General features: G+C 40.0%; 15 protein-coding genes and 1 pseudogene. 6 read left to right on the forward strand and 10 right to left on the reverse strand.

Annotated elements, in window-relative coordinates:
• Nucleotides 1-30: 30 nt before the first annotated feature.
• The 6 genes from IPJ86_14715 to IPJ86_14740 all read right to left on the reverse strand — a co-directional run bounded on the left by IPJ86_14715 (nt 31) and on the right by IPJ86_14740 (nt 6137).
• Nucleotides 31-777 carry an MCE family protein gene (locus tag IPJ86_14715; protein ID MBK7888475.1) on the reverse strand — a complete coding sequence of 249 codons (747 nt, stop codon included), beginning with the start codon at nt 775-777 and terminating at the stop codon, nt 31-33.
• A gap of 38 nt (nt 778-815) precedes the next feature.
• On the reverse strand, nt 816-1601 hold the full coding sequence (locus IPJ86_14720; protein ID MBK7888476.1) for an ATP-binding cassette domain-containing protein: 786 nt from the start codon (nt 1599-1601) through the stop codon (nt 816-818).
• Nucleotides 1598-2335: an ABC transporter permease gene (locus IPJ86_14725; GenBank protein MBK7888477.1), complete on the reverse strand. Its 738-nt coding sequence runs from the start codon at nt 2333-2335 to the stop codon at nt 1598-1600. The genes IPJ86_14720 and IPJ86_14725 overlap by 4 nt, the downstream gene beginning before the upstream one ends.
• A gap of 154 nt (nt 2336-2489) precedes the next feature.
• Nucleotides 2490-3617: an AI-2E family transporter gene (locus IPJ86_14730; protein ID MBK7888478.1), complete on the reverse strand. Its 1128-nt coding sequence runs from the start codon at nt 3615-3617 to the stop codon at nt 2490-2492.
• 160 nt (nt 3618-3777) lie between these two features.
• Nucleotides 3778-5538 (reverse strand): DUF748 domain-containing protein, encoded by a 1761-nt coding sequence (locus IPJ86_14735; GenBank protein ID MBK7888479.1) that lies wholly within the window; start codon nt 5536-5538, stop codon nt 3778-3780.
• Entirely contained in the window at nt 5535-6137 is a 603-nt protein-coding gene (locus tag IPJ86_14740; GenBank protein MBK7888480.1) for a hypothetical protein, read from the reverse strand. Before IPJ86_14740 ends, IPJ86_14735 begins: the two co-directional genes overlap by 4 nt.
• Before the next feature lie 531 nt (nt 6138-6668).
• On the opposite strand from IPJ86_14740, the gene IPJ86_14745 reads away from it, so the two are divergent.
• The 4 genes from IPJ86_14745 (at nt 6669) to IPJ86_14760 (ending at nt 11434) form a co-directional block, all read left to right on the forward strand.
• Complete coding sequence (locus IPJ86_14745) at nt 6669-7706, forward strand: pesticidal protein Cry7Aa (GenBank protein MBK7888481.1); 1038 nt, start codon at nt 6669-6671, stop codon at nt 7704-7706.
• Nucleotides 7703-10057 carry a glycosyltransferase gene (locus tag IPJ86_14750; GenBank protein ID MBK7888482.1) on the forward strand — a complete coding sequence of 785 codons (2355 nt, stop codon included), beginning with the start codon at nt 7703-7705 and terminating at the stop codon, nt 10055-10057. The genes IPJ86_14745 and IPJ86_14750 overlap by 4 nt, the downstream gene beginning before the upstream one ends.
• A gap of 362 nt (nt 10058-10419) precedes the next feature.
• On the forward strand, nt 10420-10836 hold the full coding sequence (locus IPJ86_14755) for a hypothetical protein (protein ID MBK7888483.1): 417 nt from the start codon (nt 10420-10422) through the stop codon (nt 10834-10836).
• Between the two features lie 121 nt (nt 10837-10957).
• Nucleotides 10958-11434 (forward strand): hypothetical protein, encoded by a 477-nt coding sequence (locus IPJ86_14760; protein ID MBK7888484.1) that lies wholly within the window; start codon nt 10958-10960, stop codon nt 11432-11434.
• 90 nt (nt 11435-11524) lie between these two features.
• Here IPJ86_14760 and IPJ86_14765 read toward each other — a convergent pair whose 3' ends face one another.
• The 4 genes and pseudogenes from IPJ86_14765 to IPJ86_14780 form a co-directional block, all read right to left on the reverse strand.
• Nucleotides 11525-12232 (reverse strand): DUF2807 domain-containing protein, encoded by a 708-nt coding sequence (locus tag IPJ86_14765; GenBank protein MBK7888485.1) that lies wholly within the window; start codon nt 12230-12232, stop codon nt 11525-11527.
• A gap of 352 nt (nt 12233-12584) precedes the next feature.
• A complete protein-coding gene (locus IPJ86_14770; GenBank protein ID MBK7888486.1) occupies nt 12585-13997 on the reverse strand; it encodes an MATE family efflux transporter in 1413 nt (470 codons plus the stop codon).
• Between the two features lie 83 nt (nt 13998-14080).
• Nucleotides 14081-16447, reverse strand: a pseudogene (locus IPJ86_14775) (cation-translocating P-type ATPase).
• Between the two features lie 66 nt (nt 16448-16513).
• Nucleotides 16514-17815 carry an HlyC/CorC family transporter gene (locus tag IPJ86_14780; protein ID MBK7888487.1) on the reverse strand — a complete coding sequence of 434 codons (1302 nt, stop codon included), beginning with the start codon at nt 17813-17815 and terminating at the stop codon, nt 16514-16516.
• Nucleotides 17816-18031: 216 nt separating this feature from the next.
• On the opposite strand from IPJ86_14780, the gene IPJ86_14785 reads away from it, so the two are divergent.
• Together IPJ86_14785 and folB are read left to right on the forward strand one after the other, a co-directional pair.
• Nucleotides 18032-20620 (forward strand): cation-translocating P-type ATPase, encoded by a 2589-nt coding sequence (locus tag IPJ86_14785; protein MBK7888488.1) that lies wholly within the window; start codon nt 18032-18034, stop codon nt 20618-20620.
• Between the two features lie 67 nt (nt 20621-20687).
• Nucleotides 20688-21038: a dihydroneopterin aldolase gene (gene folB, locus IPJ86_14790; protein ID MBK7888489.1), complete on the forward strand. Its 351-nt coding sequence runs from the start codon at nt 20688-20690 to the stop codon at nt 21036-21038.
• Nucleotides 21039-21216: the final 178 nt, after the last annotated feature.

The following is a 21216-nucleotide window of genomic DNA, read 5'->3' on the forward strand; positions in this document are numbered from 1 at the left end:
GACGAATTAAGAATGACGAGACGTTCTCCTTTATTTCTTCTTCTCCTTTTCCTCAGCCGCTTTTTTCAACTTTTCCTCCGCTTCCCTTTTTTGCTTGGCAGCGGCCTTCTCCTTTTTATTGAAATATCCTTTCAAAAGTATATTGCTTTTCGCAGCTTTCATATTTTCATCAAGCCCCTTCGAACTGTTTTTAAGATTTTTCATGGTTTGATTCAGGTTCTCTGCAATAGTCGAGTCCTGAATTAATTTCCCAAGCGTTCCTTCTCCACTGTTAATTTTAATCATGATTTCTGCAAGCTGTTCGGAGATAATTTCAGCATTGCCCGCAGTAATTTGCAAACTGGCCATGATCGCATCTGTTTCAACCGGCTCCGAAGAAAGGAGCTCTTCACCATCTTTCGCCAAAGGAGAATCGGCACCTCCCTGAGAGATGACTAGAATCCGGTCTCCTATCAAACCTTCCGAACCAATGGCTACCTCACAATCCGATTTAATGAACGGCATGACTTCCTTTTTTATGATCATATCTACTTTCACGGTGGAGTCGTTGATAATGCTGATATTATCTACAGTTCCTACATTGATTCCGGAGAAGCGTATGTTATTGCCGACCTGAAGCCCGCTCACATTGTAGAAAGTAGAGCTAAGTTTAAAGACGGGATTAAAAAGATTACGTTGCTTCCCTATGATGAAGATGGCCAGGACAAATAACGCCAGCCCGCCTGCAATAAATAATCCAAGTCGGAATTTAAATTTATCTGAATAAGTATCATTCATGATGTATGTTTTGTATAGTGTGGTTAAGAATACTTTATTTAATTTTTAAAGAAGGATTGAATCATGGGATCCGTAGATTTCTCAAATTCATCAATCGATCCGGTCGCATATACTATTCCATCATTCAGCATAAGCACACGATTGCCGGTTGCCCTGGCGCATTTTATATCGTGTGTGATGATGATGGAAGAGGTTTTATATTTCTTTTGTACATCCATGATCAGTTCGCTGATTTCGTCAGATGTTACCGGGTCTAATCCCGTAGTAGGTTCATCGTAAAGCATGATCAAGGGATCTACAATGATGGTACGGGCAAGGCTGATTCTTTTGCGCATACCACCGGATAACTGGGAGGGCATCTTGTTCAAAGCATCTACTAATCCAACATTTTCGAGTACTTCATTTACTTTCAAGGCAACTTCTTTATCATCGAGCTCTTTTTTAATTCTTCGCAAGGGGAATTCCAGATTTTGTCTAACGGTCATGGAGTCGTATAAAGCTCCGCTCTGAAACAGGAAACCTATTTTTGCTCTTATATCAGCCAGTTCTTTTCGATTCATGGTAAGCGTATCCTTCCCAAATACATTTATACTTCCGCTATCAGCATGAAGAAGGCCTACTATACATTTGATCAGAACTGATTTTCCCGAGCCCGATTTGCCCAGAACAACCAGATTTTCTCCTTCAAAGAGTTCCAGCGATAAATCTTTAAGCACTGCCTGACTTCCGAAGGATTTGGTCAATGACTTGATTTCTATCACCGTTTTACCCGTAGCGGATTCAATCCCACTTGTTTCTTTTATGAATGTTTGTTCATCGTTCATATCAGCATATCGGTTATCTGTACTGCAATCATATCTACTATTATTACCAGAAGTGAGGAAAGGACAACGGCGGAGTTCGCAGCTAAACCTACACTCTCGGTTCCTCTGCCGGCATTGTACCCCTTATAGCAACCTACTAACCCAATAACCGCTCCGAAGAAGAAAGATTTGATGACGGCAGGAATGAAATCAATAAACTCAACAGAACTGAAAGCTTGCGACATAAACAAAACAAGCGTAACATCTCCTTTTATATTTGCACCCACCCAACTGCCAAGTATACCGAGCAGATCGGCGTAAAGAATAAGCAAGGGAATCATCAACGTAGCTGCCAGTATCCGGGTGACTAATAAATATTTCATAGGATTCGCAGAAGATACTTCCATAGCATCTATTTGTTCGGTAACTTTCATAGAGCCCAATTCTGCACCCATTCCGGAACCAATTTTTCCGGCGCAGATCAATGCCGTAATTACAGGCCCCATCTCACGAATGAGTGAAACTGCAACCATGCCCGGAAGCATTGTGACCGCACCGAAGTCTACCAAAACAGGTCGTGATTGTATCGTGAGAACAAGTCCCATGATGGTGCCGGTGATGGAGATAAGTGGAAGTGATTTATTCCCGATCTGATAGCATTGCCGCAGGAATTCTTTAAATTCAAAGGGCGGGGAAAAAGTCTCTCTGATAATTTGGAGAATAAAAAGCGTTACGTTGCCTGTATCTTTTAGTATATTGTTCGCGGCTGTCTTTTTTCTCCAAAGCTTTTTCACTCAGCTTTACAGAATTGGCTTTGGCATAACCTTTTACTGTTTCTGCCGATTTGTTAATTTTCATTTTGGCTGTGAATTATTTGAACAACTAATGTATTGAATGTATTTTCTCCGATTAATTATTCGTATCCCTTTTGAGCTTGTATTTAAACGAAAGAATGCGATGACGAATACCTTTCTTGTTAGGTTCTTCCGAAGCCATATTTCCAATAAGAAATCCCCAGGGGTGTAATGAATCGATATGATCAAATATTATTTTAAGCGTAGCGAGGATGGGAATGGAGAGAAACATTCCCGCAAGTCCCCACAAAGCTGCCCCAATAAAAATTACGATCAGGGAGGCCAGTGCATTGAGTTTTACTTTTGATCCAACAATGCGCGGTACGAGGTAATTGTTATCAATGAATTGAATGATGGTGTACATGGCCATAACGTAGAGCGCATAGATGGAAGATTTGGTCGCAAGCGCGATGATAACAAATATGGCTACACTTATTAACCCACCGAGGTAGGGAATTACATTTAGAATCGCTCCTAAAGTCCCAAGTAGTAAAGCATAATTGATACCCAAAATGAATAATCCCAGCGAATTTAAAACCGCAACGATACCAATTTCAGCAAAGAGTCCTACTAAATAACTTTGTATAATGGTTTTTGTTTCGGAAAGTACAGACCTGACTTCGATATTATTGCTTGCGCCAAATAGTTTGTGGAGGAAGGTAATTATATGTGGCTGGTAGTAAAGTATCATGAAGACATATACCGGTAGCAGGAAGATCATAGCAAGTATATTCCCCATACCGGTCAGCGTGGAACCAATGGCACCACTGCCATTCTTCATTAATTCTGATTTCGCATTATCAATAAGTGAATTTGATTTTTGAGGACTTAGATTGAAAGTTTCCGAAAGCCATTTGATAACTTCATTTAGCAATTCCCGGAATTTGCCTTCAAGAGTGGGCCATGCTTCAATGAGCAGTGTAGCCTGAGAAGTAATGATAGAAATAGCAGTAATAACCAGAAGCAAGGTCGCTGTTAATATGATAGCAATGGAAAGCGTACGATGAACTCCCTTTTTTACAAGGAAGTTCACTGCAGGATTGACGAGTATGGCTATTAGAATGGAGAAAACTATTGGTAGCATTATACTCTTACCAATAGATAGAATAACGAATACCAGCGATAAACCAATAAGAATGATAGTAACTTTGAAGTAAGTGGGGAAGTTCACGGTAGTATTCATGATGAAGTAGATATTATGAAATATGTTTCATACTAATGATCTACCTTGTCTTACAAATTTATTAATAATGTGCACGGAAAGTGTTATACAACATTTTGAGTATGTTATATAATTCACACATTCGGATGTAGAAGCCTTATTTTGTTTCCCTGAATTAAGGTTAATCAAAATTCAGAGATATTTTATTCCTCTTTCTTTCCCGTTCTTCCTTGAATTGTTTACGCGGTGATTCTGCATTAAGCATATTCATTTCCCTATAGGCTTTCAATAACGATTCGGGTAGCTCACCCTTATAATCGATCTTATAAATGGAGTATCCGTTGAAAGGTACAGTACTGATGGTCTTAGAAAAAACTAACCGTTCTTTTGATTTGATATTTTTAAAATAGGATTTGAAATTTTCTTCACGCTCCTTTCTTAACTCCGATATTCGGGTGTTAATAAGGGACGACGGAATAATTCTTCTGCATTTATCCTGTATCGTAAATAGCAAGGAATCTTTTACCATATTGTCCAGATAGTTAACAAATGATGGGTCTTTTATGGACATTTTTTCAATTTTTCGGATATCTCCCGGAGTCAGGGCAGTAGGCTCTATTTTTTGCCTTGTCAGATAGTATTTTTTCCTGGCTTCAAAGAGTAGTATATTTTCCCTTTCCTTTTCACTGTACTCTTCCGGATAAATGGTTATGGATGCCGAGGGTGTCTCTTCCATAAATTCAGCCATTCTTTGAACGAATTTTTGCTCATCTGAACCTATTGTCCCTTCTAAAATATCCCATTTCATTGTTAGAGAATTTTCAATGGTGGTCTCTACTTTTTTAATTTTCATCCTGTAAGGAGTATTCACCGGTTTGATAAAAATATTTTCAAGCAGATCAAATAAGGCATCCCGTAGATGAAATACGGGATTCTTTAAATCACCACTAATGGGTATTTCGTAATCAATTACATTTCCATTTTCTCTTACAAGAGCCATAACTAGTGGTAATGGTAACCACTTTGTATCTTTACCCTTCTCCCGGTCTGTTAGACGGGGATCAATAATGACTAAATGATTTTCACTTTTGATGATGCCATGTCGCACGCTCCAGTCGCCGTTCAGCTCTACACTTCCCCGATCAAAAGGAGACGAGGTATAAGCTTTACTGTAGGGATTGAAAGCGGCAAGGGGTAACTTTTGAAATTTAAAGTTTAAATCAAATTCACCACTGTCTTTTGGATTGATACTCAAATTTACAGATACATTACCGTGAGGCTTGATGCCGGAGTACAGGGCCATTTGTACACGCCGGTGATCTTTGTCGATGGAATCGGAGATGATGGAGATAGGGTCAAGGGCAAGACTAAAACGTTCTCCTAATGAATAATCAACATATCGTATATCACCGTTATAAAGCGCAAGCCTGTCAATTTTATAATGACTCTGAAAGAAGCGCTGTGAGATCAGTTTTATGTAGTTGGCAATTTCTATAATAAGATTGAATTTTGCGGGGTCTGCTTTTGCCGCATCAATATTACTTCCACCCTCTCCAAAAATGGTTTGGATATTGTCCAGCTTATCGTATTTTTCGTATTTAAAATAGGGTTTATTTAAGGATATAGAGTCATAGAAGAAGATAAGTTTTTTAGGGCTTAATTCATGAATGGCTATCACCAGACGGTCAAAGGAAGCGTAATCAGTCAATGAATCTTTACCGAAATGAAAGTCATGGACAGAAATATTTCCGGATAATGTTGTATTGATTCGTTCTTCAAAGTCACCTTGCGATTTAATATCAGCATTCAGGATGGCAGAGAATTTACCAAAGTTGGTAAGGTCTTTCAAATACTGGTCTATAATATCTAATGTAAATTCATGAATCACTAAGGCCAAACGATACGTGTTTTTCTTTATATTGATGCGTAGATCACCCTTCATATCCCCACTCCCGATACCCGCAAAAAGTCAAATTTAAAACCTACTGTATCTTTATCCCACCTGTAGCCATCGCTCTTTATATTTACTTTATTTATGGAGTAGCTGACAGCAGTCAAACTATCTGAATAGTGGAATTCCCCATCCTGAATTTCGACATCGAGAAGATTGAAGTTCATTCCATCTTTTGCAAGAGAGTCTATTATAGTGGAATCAGCTTTACTGAATTTATTAATGATATCAGTAAAGTTGAAAGTGTTCTTGGTTTGTATAATATTACCTTTCGGTTGAACTAATGTAAGTTCACTGATTTCAAAGGTGTTATTAAATAATTTTAAAAGCGAAATATTTATGCTGAGATTTTTCGTTTCAAGGAAAATACTGTCACTTTCCAACTCATGGATGTTGAAGTTATGCGCATTCAGATATCCGGTGAATGGATTAACATAAACCCAGTCTAAAGTAATATTGCGTCCGGTATATTTTTCGTCGTATTTTTCAATTGCATATTTGGTTAAAGGGGATATTAATAGTATAATTAAAATGAGTAATGAAAGGATTACAATTATGGTCTTGAAAACAGGGCGGTTTATTTTTAGCATAAAGTGAATTAAAGAATCAGTTTAATAAAGGAAATTAGTTTAGAATTAAAAATAACACAGTCAAGTTGGCGGATGCATGTTGAAGATCATAGGATAACGCAGAATTATGATATTCAATGTGTCAATGTCAAAGATGAGTTTAAAAGACCGAATTAATATTATATAATTTCAACTTATTCTTACAATATTCACACTTTTCACCACTTTATATCCATTTATCTCCATTATATCCATTTATATCAAGGTATATCAAGGTATATCAAGGTATATCAAGGTATATCAAAGTATACCAATTTTTACCGGTATTGATAGGATAGAATTGAAGTAAATGAAATGATGACGGAGAGAGTGTGTAATGAATGATTTTGCAGCCATAAGTGTGAATTTTATAACTTAAAATAATTATAGTGTAACCTGCCGGTATTTTAATAGTGGATATTTGTATGCAGAGATCATGCTTCTGGTTAGTGCCAATATTGATGTAGGGCTAACAAGTACATAACGAAATAAATTACGATCTCACCGGATGTTATGATAAATGTTAAAAAGGAAGGTGTAATACTTACGAAGTCAGCAACAGGATTTGATCACGATGGGGTTTTAAATCCTGCCGTTATTATGGAAGACGGTTTAATACACCTGTTTTATAGAGCCGTTAGAAAGGGAAACTATTCCAGTATCGGTTATTGTAATATGATTAGTCCATTGGTTATTAATGAACGTAGTAACACACCTGTATTGTATCCTCAGTTTGACTATGAATCGCATGGGGTGGAAGATCCCCGGATAGTTAAAATTGAGGATATGTATTATATGTCTTATACAGCTTATGATGGCGTAAATGCGCTTGGGGCTTTAGCTGTATCTAAAGATTTGTTGCACTTCGATAAACTTGGACTTATTGCTCCACAATTTACCTATGAGGAATTTAGCCATCTCGCAGAGGCCAAAGGAGCGATCAATGAGAAATATCTTAGATACAATGAACATGAACAAGTGAAGGAAAAGGATGGTAAGAAAATCTTTATATGGGTAAAGAATCTTATTTTTTTTCCAAGAAAAATTAATGATAAGTTCTATTTTCTGCACAGAGTAAGACCCGATATCCAACTGGTTTGTGTGGATGAACTGTCCGACCTCAATACTGATTTCTGGCAAAAATATTTTTTACATTTGGACGAACATATTGTGCTAAAGCCAAAGCATGAACACGAAGTAAGTTATATCGGAGGCGGATGTCCTCCAATTGAGACGGATCACGGCTGGCTCTTGATCTACCATGGTGTTCACGATACTGTTAAAGGCTATGTCTATACCGCTTGTGCTGCCCTTTTGGATCTTGAAGACCCGCTTAAAGAAATTTCCAGATTACCTTATGCGCTGTTTCAACCGGAGTTTAGTTGGGAATTGAAAGGAGAAGTGAACAATGTTTGTTTTCCTACAGGTACTGTTTTAATAGAAGACACGTTGTATATTTATTATGGAGCAGCGGATGAACAAATAGCCTGCGCTTCAGTAAGTATCAGTGAGTTGTTAGACGAATTATTATTATTTAAGAAGAAAACATGAGCTATAACGATCTATTGATTGCAGAAGATACTTCTTTCCAGGATGTCATACAGGAATTGCTTTTCACTGAGAGTATTCCTGAAGTGAAAAAGGTATTACCGGAAATCCTTATGGTATCCTCTTATTGGCCCCGGGAATGTGGTATTGCCACGTACAGCCAGGACCTTATTACCGCCATAAGAAAAAAGTATGGTGATTCCTTTAAAATGACTGTATGCGCATTGGAAGCTGACAATCATCAGCATCATTATAGTGAGGATGTGAAGTACGTTTTTAATACAGGGGATTCAAATAAGTATTTACCGATGGCACATGCAATTAATAGAGATACAGCTATTAATTTGATCTTGATACAACATGAGTTTGGGTTTTATTCAAAACATGAAGAACACTTTTCTGAATTTATTGATACTATTGTTAAGCCTGTTGTCGTCGTATTTCATACAGTCTTACCTCGCCCTGATGAAAGAAGGAGGATACATGTTCAGAAAATTGTAAGTATTGCTCAATCAATTATAGTGATGACTAATTCTTCAGCAGAAATATTAATCAGGGATTATAATACAGCCAAAGAGAAAATTACAGTAATTCCGCATGGTACACATTTGGTTCCACATGCGGATAAAGAGACATTGAAAATAAAATTAAATCTTGCCGGCAGGAAAGTCTTAAGCACTTTTGGCTTACTGGGTTCAGGAAAGAATATTGAAACGTCGCTAAAGGCGTTGCCGGCGGTAATAAAAAATCATGGCGATGTACTTTTTTTAATAATCGGTAAAACACATCCTGAATTATTCAAAAGAGAGGGAGAAGCATATCGCACCAAACTGGAAAATATGGTTCGGGAGCTGCAGTTGCAAAACCATGTTAAATTTATAAATAGTTTCTTACCGCTTCCGGATCTGTTGGAGTACCTTCAACTCACCGATGTTTATTTATTTACTTCAAAAGATCCGAATCAAGCGGTCAGTGGAACCTTTGCATATGCTATTAGTTGTGGCTGTCCTGTAGTATCTACCCCAATTCCTCATGCCAGAGAAGTGCTTAAAGAAGATGCCGGTATCTGTTTTGATTTTGAGAACGCCTCACAACTATCAGAAGCGGTGAATAGTCTGTTGGATAATACGGAATGGAGAGAAAATATGAAGGCGAATGGCTTACATAGAATGGCCGCAACTGCATGGGAAAATATAGCCATTGCGCATACAAAGCTTTTTGAAAAATTAGAAGGGAATAAAATCAAATCAGAATTTGTTATTCCTGTTGTAAATTTAGAGCATATAAAACGATTGACCACCCACTTCGGAATGATTCAGTTTTCGAAGATAAATCAACCTGATTTGGCAACGGGATATACATTAGATGATAATGCCAGAGCCATGATTGCGATGTGTCAGTATTTTGAGCTGACCAGGCAACCGGTAAGTTTGAAGTATATTTCTATCTATCTGGACTTTATCAAATATTGTTTATTGCCTGAAGGCTACTTTCAAAATTATGTGGATGAGGATGGTAGGTTTACCGATCAGAATGAGACAACAAACCTCGCTGATTCTAATGGTAGAGCCATTTGGGCGTTGGGCTACCTGATATCACTACAGGATATATTACCTAAGAAGCAGGTGGATACCGCTATGGAAATTTTAGACGTGGCTATGCAAAACGTAAGTAAAATTCACTCCACACGTGCAATGGCTTTTGTAATAAAGGGATTGTACTATCGTTCGAAAAAACAAAAATCAATAAACGATTTGTTTTCTATAAAGCAACTTGCTGACAGACTTGTACAAATGTACCGTCATGAATCAGGTCCGGATTGGAATTGGTATGAGAGTTATCTCACTTATGCGAATAGTATCTTGCCGGAAGCCTTATTATGTGCATGGTTAGCGACCGGAGATCCGATTTACAAGGATATTGCAAAGACTTCATTCGATTTCCTTTTGTCGAAAACCTTCTTTGATGATCGAATCCGCGTAGTTTCAAATAAGCTTTGGTTGCAAAAGGGGGCGGATGTATTGCAGGTAAAAAAGGGTGGTGAACAACCGATTGATGTGGCCTATACTATACTTGCATTAGACAATTTCTATCAAACTTTCAAGGAGCAGGGCTATCTCTACAAAATGCATAAATCATTTAATTGGTTTTTAGGAAATAATCACTTGCATCAGATTATCTACAATCCTTGCACAGGTGGATGCTACGATGGACTAGAAGAAAATTATGTAAATCTGAATCAGGGCGCTGAATCCACGGTGAGTTATCTGATGGCACGATTGACTATAGAAAAGTATTCAACTACAGAAGCTGCTCGGTTGAAGTCTGTAGGCCTGAAAGAGTTTAGCATATAGAAGTAAATAATATAATCCTCCTGATAAAAGCAAGCTTCCGCATATTTCGCCTTTTCGCCTTTTCGTCTTTCGCCTTTTCGTCCTTCGTACCTGCATGCCGGCAGGTTTCGTATTTCGCATTTCGCATTTTCGTACCTGCCGACAGACAGGTTTCGTATTTCGTATTTTCGTATTATTCATTGAAAATGTAGCAAACATGTAAATAATATAAGCAATTGTGTAATTACTATGTGTTTCCCGAAGTGCATCTTTGATGCGGATTAGAAAAGGAATTTTACACCCTTTATTAAGACAGAACACTAAGAACTGATACGAACCATGTAGCTGTTTACAGTGAAACTTAAAATAAAGTAAAATAACAAATGAAAAATGCAGTAAAATTGCTGATGTTGCTATTGATTGGAGCAATGGTAGTACCCTCCATAGAAAGTTGTGGTAAATATGAAGATGGTCCTTCCATAAGTTTACGATCCAGAAAGGAAAGAGTAGCCAATACATGGAATGTGGAAAATTATAAAGTGGATGGAGGCGACTTCACTTCATTGGTATCCGGCTATTCGGAGAAATATTCTAAAGATGGTGACTATTCCTATTCCTGGGGTTTATTAAGTGGATCAGGTAACTGGAATTTTTCGCACAACGATGAAAGGATTAACCTGGATGGGAATGATGGTCAATCCTCAAGAACCCTCTATATTCTAAAATTGGAGGAAAAAGAGTTTTGGTATTATTATATGGAAGGAAATGTGAAACATGAACTGCATTTAGTACCGAACTAAAAGGCGGATGAAGTAAAGATATGTTTAACCTGCGAGTAGCTGAGTATGGGTCGTGCTTTGTTTGCAGATCAATTTTGTGGAAAGGTAGATAGAATAGAAATCAGTTATAAAACATTACGTGATGAGAAAGTTATTGTTAATTTGGGCTTGGCTGATTAGTGTTAGTGCAGGCACAATGCTGTTGATGGGATGCAGTAATTTTGGAAATGATTTGGAGGACCTCCGGCTAAAACAAAGGAATGATGCTGCAGATGCTAAAGCGGTCTTGGAATTTGAACGGGCGGCGGCGGTGAAAGCAAAACAAATGTTGGAATGGAAGGAGTTCAAAGTAGCAGCTGAACAAAGTATCAAAGAACAATCAGAAATCATTGCAGAATATAAACTAAGTGTTAAGGGAAGACGACGTTCTTTTGATTACCAGGTAGTGAAAAAGTTAGAGAATCTTGAGATAAAACAAAAAACACTTCGGAATAAACTGATTGAGTTTAATATCCAAAAGGACGACTGGTCCACTTTTCAATCTTCGTATAAAAAAGATCTGGAACTGGTGATTGCAGAAGTGGCTGAATTTCGAACAAAACCATTGATTAAGATTTAAATGGACCGGGCAGGGTACTATCATCCGGGTTTTAATCCTACGCTGATAGCGCAATTCATCTGTACTGAATTAAAAAATGTGCACTGTCATTTATAATGGAAGAATTTTCCCTTGACCAATCTCCGTAAAATTTTTCACCGTAGGATCACCCTTATAATAGATTCTACTCGTTCCGGATGCTTCCGCCGTCAATGTGTCAAGTGCAAAAACATAACCCGTTGACTCGCTATTGGCATCAATTGTAGCAGCGATATTTCCCGAGGTGTTTCTGGCGTCATATGTTGATTCTCCGGAAATGAATATGCCCGAACGGTGAATAATTCCCGCAACCGTCATGTCGGAATTTCCTGATAGCGTCACATCCAGATAAGAAGCATTGCCGGTGTAGGAGCAACTGGAAGTACCGGATAAAATAAAGGTATGTTGTTCGGTGCTATCAATAAAGCCATTGATAGTGCAGGCCGCTTTCTCCTCTAAAATTAAAGTGGAAAAGGTGGGTGCGCCGATCGTAAATTTGACCAACTCATTCACCTCATAGTCGTCCGGATAGCTGATAGATAATTCCCCATTTATCACATATACTTTTAATGCATTAATATCTTCCTCACATCCCGTTGCTTTTACGGACCAGGAGGAAGCCTCTTTTAATGTGATACGATGATCATCACCCGCTTTTATCGTGTGGAAATTACTTGCCAAAAAGGATTCGCTGATGGTATCACTGCATTCCTTCTCGCAGGAAGTGAATAGAATACAGGCACTGATAATTAAGAAGTGTGATAGTTTTAAGATGTTCATGAGTCCGATGATCGTATGCTGAATGTTTCATGTATCTATCAGCAATTGAGGAGATAGAAATTCAGGATAAAGGTAATGCTATTCTACAATTCCTTTGATAACGAAGTGGTTTTTATAGGGGAGTGAATAGAGATGTACTGAGAAACAGGATATTGAATATCAATTGTTAAAGTACATGTCGATGTTTACGATTGTTTCAGATTTGATAATTTCCATTAAAAGAGTAGTCCTGATCATTACCCGGCAGCATCAACTCTGACCATTTTCTTTCAATACCCACAGAAAAATCAGGAGGAGGTGTAAACCAGGAAGACATGATTCAATAGAACTATCACAAAACTCTCATCCATGTTTAAACTTTAACTTCCTTCCATTTCCCTTTTCTGTAAAACCAAATGTATAAAAATGCTACGAAGGCTTCCGAGGAGGGTATGGCGATGAATACACCCAGTGGTCCCATGCCGCCGGTAATGGCCAGCAGATAGGCCAATGGAATTTGCAAAAGCCAGAATCCGACAAAGCTGATATAAGTAGGCGTTTTCGTATCTCCGGCACCGTTAAAGGCTTGCATAAGGACCATGGCTATACCATAAAGTACATAACCCAAACTGATTATACGAAGGGCTTGTACAGCATAGGTATGCTCTGCCGGATGATGTTCGGGGATAAAGAAACTGATGAGCGGATCAGCAAGAACAATGAAGAACAACATCACACCTGCCATAAATACCACATTGTATCGGGCAATGGTGCGAACGGATATTTCAGCCCTTTCGGGTTGATTGGCACCCAGATTTTGCCCAACTAGAGTAGCAGCAGCATTGCTCATACCCCATGCCGGGAGTATAAAGAAGATGATGAGTCGAATGGCTGTTTGATATCCCGCACTCGCATCACTTCCACTCATTGCCACAATAGCAGCAAGAAAAATCCAGCTCGCCGATTGAATGATGAATTGCGTAGTCGCAGGGAGAGATATGGAAAGAAGAGAAGAAATTACTTTTCTATCTGGCCACCATCTTTGCCGGTGTACTTTTATCATATCGTGTTTTACAAAAAAGAGCTGATAAAGCTGATAGAGTACGCCTATGCCTCGTCCGCAAACTGTTGCCACCGCCGCACCCGTGACTCCCATCTCCGGAAAGGGACCATAGCCATTTATTAGCACAGGACAAAGTATAATATTACATATATTTCCCAGCCATAAACTCCGCATCGCAACAGAAGCATTCCCTGCACCGCGAAAAATTCCATTGATAAGAAAGAGCAAAACAACTACTGCCGATCCGCCTAACATGATACGTGTATAGTTGACGCCCATATTTACCGCCTCGGGTTCTGCGCCCATGATTTCCAGTATTTCTCTGGCATAGATATAACCAAAGCAACTCATAATGGCTATTAGTACTCCCGATACAAGGAGCGATTGTACTGCAGCCTTTGATGCGCCTTCCGGATTTTTTTCTCCTACTCTTCGTGCCACCAAAGCCGTTGCCGCTGCACTTAATCCAATCGCCACAGAATAAACCAGGGTAATGGTCGCTTCTGTTAAACCAACTACACTTACTGCATGAGGCCCCAATTTATTCACAAAGAAAATGTCTACCACAGCAAAAACACTTTCCAGACACATTTCCAACATCATGGGTACTGATAATAAAAAGACAGCCACTCTTAAACTTCCGCTGGTATAATCATATTCATCTCCCTTAAGAGATTGCCGTAACAATGAAAAGAAGCGTTGATAAGAAATCTTGTTTTTCATAAGAATCAGTCAATAGGCCAAGTGGCTGCTAAAGTAATCAAATGTAATTCAGTTTCATAACAGTCAGGAAAAAAGCTTCATATCTATTCCTGTTTTTTCCTTTTAAAATATTTTATACCCTCATACCATATCACACAAAGAAAGCCACCTGCTACACTAATGCTCAATTGCCACGAAGTTAAAAGTGCAAATGAAAAAAAAGTGGTCAATGGAGGAATGAAAAGTAAGCATGCGGTGATTACAACCGTGCTAAAAATAATAAGTGGAACCAGATTGTTTTTGTATCGGAGTGTACTGAAAATGGAGAAGAAAAATGATCTGTTTACGAGTGTCAGGAAAATATTGGCAGTGATCAATGTCGTAAAGACCATGGTGCGTGTTATTTCTTCATTGAAATTTTGAGCTACTGCATAGTGATACATACTTAATGTTCCTGCCGTAATCGCCAAACCCTGAAGAATGCTCGTGAAGAGTTCCTTGCCATTAAAGAACGTGCTGGAGTACGGCCGTGGAGCTTGCAGCATGGTGTTTTTTTCCATGGGTTCGTTTTCATAAATGATTGAACAGGTCGGACCCATAATCAACTCCAGAAATATAATATGTACAGGCGAAAAAATAAATGGATACTTCCAGCCGAGTGCAAGCGGGATAAATACTGTCAGAATAATGGGTATATGGATGGATATAATATATTGAATAGCTTTCTTCAGATTGGAATAAATTTTCCTTCCCATGGCTACCGCCTCTGTCATCTTTGATAAATCATCATCAGCAAGAATCAAGGAGGCTGCTTGTTTAGCAATCTCCGTTCCTCTTTTCCCCATTGCGATACCAATATGAGCAGCTTTTAATGCAGGCCCGTCGTTTACCCCATCGCCCGTCATGGCTACAATTTGATCCTGTGACTTAAGCGCATTGATCAGCCTGAGCTTTGCCTCCGGATACATCCGGGTAAATATAGCAGTCTGCATGGCTGCAAGGTTGATCTCCTCATCATTTAACTTCATCAGCTCGTCGCCACTCATGCTCTTTTCAAAACCCCTGAATCCAATTTGCTTTGCAATGGCTTGCGTTGTTAGTGCATTATCCCCGGTTACAATTTTAACGAGTATTCCGGCAGTGTAAAAGGTCTGTAATACCTCTTGCATGTTCTTTTTGGGAGGATCGTAAAAGGCAATGAGTCCGTGAAAATCAAATTTGAATTCTTCTTGTATGTTTGGATAATTTTCGCCCTGGAATTTTGTTTCTCCAACAGCGAGTACCCGATAGCCCTGTTCAGCTAGCGTTTGAATATTACTTTGTATTTCATTATTTTCTTCTTCCGACAAAGAGGATACATTCAGGATAGCCTCCGGAGCGCCTTTGGCTGCGATGATTCTGTTGCCATTCTCATCCTGAAATACATGTGTCATCATTGGGGGAATTCCGCCCAGTGGATATTCATGAATGAGTTTGTAATGTACGCGTTCATCATTCGTCGTTTGCTTTGCGTACGTTTCATGAATTGCCTGCTCCATCGGATCAAAGGGAATAGGTTCGCTGGCCCACATCGCCATACGGATCAGTTCGCTTTCTGTCTCGTTCAATTCTGCTGAAGGTTCAATGATGCGATGGGAGGCAAGAGAAAATATTTTTGCCAGACTCATGCTGTTTTCCGTGATGGTGCCGGTCTTGTCCGTACAAATAACTGTAGCACTCCCGAGTGTTTCCACCGTCTTCATTTGTTTTACTACTATGCCCAGATGCATTAACCGCCATGCACCCAAGGCCATGAAGGTGGTGAATGCAACAGGAATTTCTTCAGGAAGAATACTCATGGCCAATGTAAGTGCCTGAAGTAAACTATCGGTGAAACTTCCGGAATTGGAGTAGTTGATGCCCCATACGATCCCAAAAATTATGGCACCAAAACCAACCATTATTTTTACAAAATAACTGATCTGTGATTCCAAAGGGGTTTTTGTTTCTTTGATTCCTTCGAGACTTTTCCCGATTTTACCCAGTTTGGTGGTATTGCCAATCGCTGTCACTTTCGCAATGGCAAGTCCGCTGTTCACGGTGGTTCCGCTGTAGACAGAAGGATCACTATGGTTTTTATCCTTGTAAACAGAGAGCGATTCCCCGTGAGCAAGGATTCGTTTACTGAAAAATCATTGGAATGAATGATGAGTCCATCCGCCGGAATAGAAATGCCTTCTTCCACAATCAGATGATCTCCAACAACTAACTCCTCACTTTTAATCTCTATAGTTTTCCCCTCTCGAATAACCTTGCAGTTAGCTGCGGTGAAGAGGTAATAACAGCACCATAGGTTCTGTCACCACGCGCTTGACGGCATCAATAAAACCGTTCTCTTTTTTGTATTCTAATTTGTTTGCACCGAATTTTTTCCTCGACTCATTTACCTGAATTTCCGTCAATCCTAAAATGTTGAAATTATTTTCCGGCATAACTTTATTTTCTTGCAGCAACTTCTTTGAGAGCGTTCTTGATTGTAGTGATGATTAAAAAGTAACTCATGATATTTTCGGCATATCTTCTGTTCGTCGAACCAGAATTTTATCAATTCTTCTTTTATCCATATCAATAATCTCAAAATTGAAATTCTTCCATTGAAAAATATAACCGGTAGTGGGAATGTTATTTGCAAAATGAAAAGCAAGACCGCCAACAGTATTGATATGGGCGAGGTCATCATTTTCATCCGTAACTATTTCAAAGTAGCGGATGAATTCAGGAAGAGGAAGCGACGCATCGATAAGAAATGAACCATCTTCGCGGGGAATGATTTCCTTCTTATCATGCAATTGTTGTGTTAAATCCCCCACCAAAGCGTCCATCAAATCGTTCAGTGTAAGTATACCGCGCACATCCCCGAATTCATCTACAACTATCGCTGCATTTTGTCGCGAAGATCTTAATTTCTCTAACGCAATATATGCCTTTGTGTTTTCCGTCAGAAAGATAGCCGGTTGCATGTGTTTTTCAAGAGAGAAGGGCTTTTCTTCCAGAAGATCATTTAACATATCTTTTGAGTGTACGATACCGAGTATATGATCCAGTTCACTGTTGCATACCGGAAAGGATTCATGCGTCGATTTAATAATATTTTGTTTAATTACCTCCGGTGAATGTCGGGTGTTGAGCCAGTCAATGTCCAGTCGTTGTGTCATTAGGTTTTTCACACTGCGATCCCCGAGGTAAAATACGTTTTCCACAATATCCTGTTCAATGCCCTGTACCGTACCGGAAGCAGTGCCTTCGCGTATCAATGCATTTATTTCCTGCTCTGTCACCAGGTTTTTGGCATTTGTCTTTAATCCAAGTATTTTTAAAAGGAAATCTGTGGATATGGTGAGCAGCCATATAAAGGGTGCCATTATAATTGAGATAAAATACATCGGATAGGCCATAACGGTAGATACCCGTTCCGGTTTGGATAATCCAATGCGTTTGGGAACAAGTTCACCTAAAACCAATGAAAAATAAGTAAGTGAAATTAAAATGAGCGCAATAGCGAGTGTCTGACTATATGGCCGTATACTTTCAAATTGGTTGAGATAATACTCCACATCTGACTCGATCTGTTGTCCACTGTAAATACCGGTTAATAAGCCAATGAGTGTAATGCCAATCTGTACAGTCGAGAGGAATTTTCCCGGTTTCTCCGCGAAGCGCAAAGCCAATTTGGCTGACCTGTCTCCTTTCGAGGCTTTGATCTCCAGTCGCGCCTTTCTGGAAGTGACCATCGCAATTTCAGACATGGAAAAGAGACCATTGAGGAGGATAAGCAGGAGTAAAATTAAAACAGCAGTCATAGAATTAATGGAGAAATTTAAGGCATGCTCGTATTTTGAACTTAAATAACATAGGGTGGCCTTGGTATTGCAACGAAGATATTAAAGAAAAATAAATATTTTAGAGGATAGGAGGGAATTTATTAGCAACCTTTTTCAGTTAAAGTGAAGCGAACTTGCTTATTTTTGTAGGAAGTGTATACTTCACCTCCATCAGCAATTTGAAACAATGATCATATGAATTGGCACGCTAATGCTTTTGAAGATATTTTAGAAGAAGTCCGATCTGCCACAAAAGGACTATCCGGCGAGGAAGCTGCCTTGAGGCTGGAAACAAATGGTCCCAATGAATTGGAGGAGAAGAAACGAAAGTCGCCGTTGATGATTTTTCTTGCACAGTTCAAAGATTTTATGATTCTGGCATTGCTCTTCGCAGCAATCATCTCAGGTGTCATCGGAGAAATGACGGATACCTTGATTATTTTAATCATTGTATTGCTCAATGCTATTATCGGATTTGTACAAGAATATCGTGCAGAGAAAGCGATGCAGATGCTGAAGAAGATGGCTGCTATTCAGGCCACCGTTCAGCGGGAGGGAACCGTGGTAAAATTGCCGGCGGCTGATCTCGTTATTGGTGATGTGGTTTTGCTGGATGCCGGAAATGCCGTCCCCGCTGATCTCCGTATTCTGGAAGCACATAGCCTGCGTATCGATGAGTCGGCGCTTACAGGCGAAGCGCTTGCTGTGGATAAATCTTCAGAGAAAATAGAAGGAGAGAATATTCCGCTCGGTGACCGGTTGAACATGGCCTATAAAAGTACATTGGTGACCAATGGTCGTGGACTTGCTGTGGTGGTTGCCACCGGCATGAATACGGAAATAGGAAAGATCGCCCGCTTGTTACAGGAGGGGGAAATGTCAACACCTCTCCAGCGCAGAATGGCGGATTTCGGTAAACGGTTGTCGCTGATTATTCTTGGTATCTGTATTATTCTTTTTGGTGTGGGCTTGCTCAGAGGGGAAGAGCCCTTGAATATGTTGCTGCTTTCGATCAGCCTTGCTGTAGCTGCTATTCCGGAAGCCCTGCCGGCGTTGATTACCATCGCGCTTGCCTTGGGAGCGAAGCATCTGGTTCAACAAAACGCGTTGATTCGAAAACTCCCGGCCGTGGAAGCACTCGGATCAGTTTCATTTATCTGCTCTGATAAAACCGGTACCCTGACGATGAATAAAATGAAGGTGGTGCAGGTGCAGGAAGAACCGACTGCTGATTCTCATTTCCCATTATCGCCACTTCGGATGTCCATGGCATTGAATCATGATGTGAGATTTTCTAAAGGCGAGGAGGCAATAGGCGATTCAACAGAGCTGGCATTGGTGGAGTATGTGATGGAAGAAAATGGAAGAAATACTTTCAATGTACTTTCAGCTTCGTTTCCGCGTGTTGCTGAATTGCCCTTCGATGCAGATAGAAAGTGTATGTCCTCCGTGCATGTCTTCAAGGATCGCTATGTGGTGTTTACAAAAGGCGCTATCGAATCCATTGCCCGTTGTCTGGCTGATCAGAAGAATGCAGAGAAATTGTTTTCGCTAAATGAAGAATGGGCAGCGAAGGGGTTGCGCGTACTGGCATTTGCGTATAAGTATATCGACGTTCTCCCTGATACGATTTCTATTGAAACATTGGAGAAGGATCTTGTTTTTACCGGTCTTGCCGGAATGATTGATCCTCCCCGACCGGAAGCGAAGGCCGCCATCGAAGAGTGTATAACGGCCGGCATTAAACCCGTCATGATTACCGGTGATCATCCTGCCACAGCCCTGTCCATTGCGAAGGAAGTAGGTATCTGGAATGGGAAGGGATATTGTGTATCCGGCGTGGAGTTGGAGCAGATGTCAGAAGATGACTTGCAGGAGAAAGTAGAACATATCTCTGTGTATGCACGAGTGAGTCCGGAGCAGAAAATTCGTATTGTAAAAGCATTGCAGTCAAAAGGGCATTCGGTATCGATGACCGGTGATGGTGTAAATGATGCGCCCTCCCTGAGAGCTGCCGATATTGGTGTGGCCATGGGGATCAACGGCACCGATGTAAGTAAGGAAGCGGCAGATATGATATTACTGGATGATAATTTTGCCACTATCGTGAAGGCCGTGCGGGAAGGGCGAAGGATCTATGATAATATCCGGAAGTTTGTGAAATATATTATGACCTGTAATGGCGCGGAAATATGGACCATCTTCCTCGCTCCTCTGGCAGGATTACCTATACCGCTGCTTCCGATTCATATTTTATGGATCAACCTGGTGACAGATGGTCTTCCCGGACTCGCATTGGCGAATGAGAAAGCCGAAGAGGATGTCATGCGCCGACCTCCGTCTAAAAGTGATGAGAGCCTCTTCTCCGGAGGTGTTTCCTTTCATATTCTCTGGGTGGGATTATTAATGGCCGGGGTGACGCTGGCTACGCAGCAATGGGCAGTAACAAATCAATTGGCGCATTGGCAAACGATGGTTTTTACAATTTTGTCTTTATCTCAACTGGGACATGTATTGGCCATCAGAAGCGATAAAACCTTTTTGTATATGCAGGGAATTTTTTCCAATAGAATGTTGATCGGTGCTATTGCGATTACTGTGGTGTTACAGATGATGATCATTTACCTGCCTTTCGCCAATGAAATTTTTAAAACACAACCACTGACCTTGAAGGAGTTGTTGATCTGCATCGGGATGTCGGCAGTGGTGTTTCATGCTGTGGAATTGGAAAAGTGGATCAAAAGGAAAATGGTAAAACGCAATGTATATTTTTCTTCCAGGTAAAGCCAATAAGACTAAATTTTGTTGAAAATCGAATTTAGAGTTTCCGGATTAAAAATATCTTTGCCCAATGCAACAACTGGACATCAAAAATATTGAAGTACATGCCTATCACGGTTGTCTCCCGGAGGAAGCGAAGATCGGATCTCTGTTTGCTGTAGATGTGTCCTTTAGAGGGGATTTCAGCGCCGCCATGTCCAACGACGATTTGTCGAAAGCGGTGGATTATGTTATCGTGCATCGTATTGTAAGGGAGCAAATGGCGATTCGCTCTAACCTGATTGAGCATGTGGCTGCCCGATTGTTGAAACACCTGCGCGCTGCGTTTCCGGCCGTTGCTCAATGCAAGGTTTCCATTACCAAATTTAATCCTCCAGTGAATGGCAGCCTCGGAAAAGCGGTTTTTACGGTGGAAGAATGAATCGTATAATGAAGGAAAGGATTGAAGCATTAAAACTTTTTTCGCTCTTATTAGGGTAATTACAAGATAGGCCTGACAAGTGGTGGGCGAATTTCTCCCGGCAGGATGCCCGGTTTCTCCTAACATTAAATTAATGTCAATTTCTTTATTAAAATGGATTCATTTCTTCAGAAAACCA

The sequence above is a fragment of the Bacteroidota bacterium genome (assembly GCA_016713925.1).
Classification (GTDB): Bacteria; Bacteroidota; Bacteroidia; order AKYH767-A; family OLB10; genus JAJTFW01.

What these genes read in the sequence shown, in the direction of transcription:
- IPJ86_14715 (MBK7888475.1), bottom strand. Translation starts at nt 777, where the DNA reads ATGAATGATACTTATTCAGATAAATTTAAATTCCGACTTGGATTATTT.
- IPJ86_14720 (MBK7888476.1), bottom strand. Translation starts at nt 1,601, where the DNA reads ATGAACGATGAACAAACATTCATAAAAGAAACAAGTGGGATTGAATCC.
- IPJ86_14730 (MBK7888478.1), bottom strand. Translation starts at nt 3,617, where the DNA reads ATGAATACTACCGTGAACTTCCCCACTTACTTCAAAGTTACTATCATT.
- IPJ86_14735 (MBK7888479.1), bottom strand. Translation starts at nt 5,538, where the DNA reads ATGAAGGGTGATCTACGCATCAATATAAAGAAAAACACGTATCGTTTG.
- IPJ86_14740 (MBK7888480.1), bottom strand. Translation starts at nt 6,137, where the DNA reads ATGCTAAAAATAAACCGCCCTGTTTTCAAGACCATAATTGTAATCCTT.
- IPJ86_14745 (MBK7888481.1), top strand. Translation starts at nt 6,669, where the DNA reads ATGATAAATGTTAAAAAGGAAGGTGTAATACTTACGAAGTCAGCAACA.
- IPJ86_14750 (MBK7888482.1), top strand. Translation starts at nt 7,703, where the DNA reads ATGAGCTATAACGATCTATTGATTGCAGAAGATACTTCTTTCCAGGAT.
- IPJ86_14755 (MBK7888483.1), top strand. Translation starts at nt 10,420, where the DNA reads ATGAAAAATGCAGTAAAATTGCTGATGTTGCTATTGATTGGAGCAATG.
- IPJ86_14760 (MBK7888484.1), top strand. Translation starts at nt 10,958, where the DNA reads ATGAGAAAGTTATTGTTAATTTGGGCTTGGCTGATTAGTGTTAGTGCA.
- IPJ86_14765 (MBK7888485.1), bottom strand. Translation starts at nt 12,232, where the DNA reads ATGAACATCTTAAAACTATCACACTTCTTAATTATCAGTGCCTGTATT.
- IPJ86_14770 (MBK7888486.1), bottom strand. Translation starts at nt 13,997, where the DNA reads ATGAAAAACAAGATTTCTTATCAACGCTTCTTTTCATTGTTACGGCAA.
- IPJ86_14780 (MBK7888487.1), bottom strand. Translation starts at nt 17,815, where the DNA reads ATGACTGCTGTTTTAATTTTACTCCTGCTTATCCTCCTCAATGGTCTC.
- IPJ86_14785 (MBK7888488.1), top strand. Translation starts at nt 18,032, where the DNA reads ATGAATTGGCACGCTAATGCTTTTGAAGATATTTTAGAAGAAGTCCGA.
- folB (MBK7888489.1), top strand. Translation starts at nt 20,688, where the DNA reads ATGCAACAACTGGACATCAAAAATATTGAAGTACATGCCTATCACGGT.